The following is a 2036-nucleotide window of genomic DNA, read 5'->3' on the forward strand; positions in this document are numbered from 1 at the left end:
CGCCAGGCTTTCCGCCGTGCCGGCGGCCGGGCGCCCGGCGGGATGGGCGGGGAAGGCCGCGGCCCAGAATTCCCGCCCCGCCTGGCCGCGCGGCGTCTCCAGCGTGGTGCGCGCATTGGCGATGGCGCGCGCGCGCACGCGCTCCAGCGCATCGGCATCGAGCCGCGGCGCGGTCATGGCCAGCCGCGCGAGGCGCACCGCCTCGGGCAGCGCATCCGTCAGCGCGCGGAAGGATCCGTCGAAGGAATCGCGCCCGGCCGAGAAGGACAGGCCGATCGCGGAATCGCGCAGCGCATCGGCGAAGGCGAGCGCGCGGAGATCGCCCGCGCCTTCGGACAGCATCGCCGCGGCCATCGCTGCCGTGCCTTCCTGCCCCGCCGGGTCGAAGGCGGCCCCGCCCGGCCAGGACCAGGACAGCGAGAGCACCGGGACGGAATGGTCCTCGACCAGCCAGGCGGTGAAGCCGCCGGCCTCGACGACCTGGATGGGCAGGCTGAAGCGCGTGGTCATGCAGTGAGCATCCGCGAGAAAGGTCGTGACGTCGGCAGGATGCGGCACGGGGCGCATGCCCCGGGCCGGGAGCGCGAAGCGCGACCGCGCCCGGACGACGCGTCGGGCCCCGTGCGGCATGGCGTGGCGCGGAAGCCAAGCCGCCGAATGGCGGCGCCGGCGCCTGAGGGCGCCGACGTGGAAACGCCGGCGCGACGCCGCATCAGCTCGCCTCCGGCAGCAGCCAGCCGGTGCAATGCGGCGCCGTGCCCAGCACCGCGCGCGCCGCCGCCTCGACCTGCGGCCGCGTCACCGCGCGCAGGCGCGCCGGCCAGAATTCCACCACATCGGCCGGCAGCCCGATGGACAACACGCCGCCCAGCATGCGCGGCGCCGCGCCGAAGCCGTCCAGCGCCAGCAGCGCGCCGGCGGAGAGCTGCCGCGTCGAGCGCGCGACCTCGGCCTCGGTCGGTCCCTCGTCGAGCAGCCGCGCGATCACCGCGGCCGCTTCCTGTTCCAGCCGCTCGGGCGCGACACCCCGGCGCGGCACGGCCCAGAGCGTGAACTCCGTCACCCCCGCCGCCTCGCCGTCATAGGACGCGCCGGCCGAGACGGCGAGGCCGCTCTCCACCAGTGCCGCGTGCAGGCGCGATCCCTGCCCGCCGCCGAGCAGATGCGCGAGCACTTCGAGCGGCAGCGCATGCGCCGCGCCGTCGGTGGTCAGCGACGGCGCCATGAAGGCGCGCATCATCAGCGCTTCCCGCGCCTGCGGTTCGCGCCGGATCAGCCGCGCCTCATGCACCGCGGTCGGTGCCGGCGCGCGGTCCCGCCGCGCCGCGCGGCGGGCGGGGATGCGGCCGTAGTGTTCCTCGGACAGCGCGCGCGCCTCCGCCTCGCTGACCGCGCCCGCGATCAGCAGCGTGGCGTTGGCCGGCGCGTAGAAGCGTTCGTAGAAGGCGACGAGGTCGGCGCGCGTGGTCGCGCGGATCTCCTCCTCCCAGCCGATGATCGGCCGGCCGGGCCAGGATTGCGGGCCCCAGAGCGCCGCGCGGAAGGCTTCCTGGAAGCGGCCGCGCGGCGTGCTGTCGGTGCGCTGGCGGCGTTCTTCCAGCACCACGTTCCGCTCGCTCTCCACCTGGTCGGCCGGGATCAGCGCGGCGGCGAAGCGGTCGGCCTCCATCGCCATGATCAGGGGCAGGCGCGATGCCTCGACCTGCTGGAAATAGGCGGTGACGTCGCGGGAGGTGAAGGCGTTGTCGTTGCCCCCTTCGCGCGCCACGCGGCGGGACAGGTCGCCCGACGGCACGTTTGGGCTGCCCTTGAACATCATGTGCTCGAGGAAATGCGCCACGCCCGACCGCCCGGCCGGGTCCTCCGCCCCGCCGGCGGCGTAGTAGACATACTGGGCGACGACCGGGGCGCGCCGGCTTTCGGCGTGCACCACCTTCAGCCCGTTGGCGAGTTGCCACTGCTTCGCGCCGAACAGCGGGCGTTCCGGCGCCGCGGGCGGCGCGGCCTGCGCGGCGGCGCGGCCGATCGGGGTGGCG

The 2036-nt window shown here is 75.6% G+C and carries 1 protein-coding gene and 1 pseudogene; both read right to left on the reverse strand.

The features are described 5' to 3' along the window. Nucleotides 1-510, reverse strand: a pseudogene (locus tag HW577_RS24190) (insulinase family protein); the annotation flags it as partial. Nucleotides 511-712: 202 nt separating this feature from the next. Then, nucleotides 713-2036, reverse strand: a 1324-nt coding sequence (locus HW577_RS24195) for a M16 family metallopeptidase (protein ID WP_198378656.1), incomplete at its 5' end; no start/stop codon positions are given.

The sequence above is a fragment of the Neoroseomonas rubea genome (genome assembly GCF_016106015.1).
Classification (GTDB): domain Bacteria; phylum Pseudomonadota; class Alphaproteobacteria; order Acetobacterales; family Acetobacteraceae; genus Neoroseomonas; species Neoroseomonas rubea.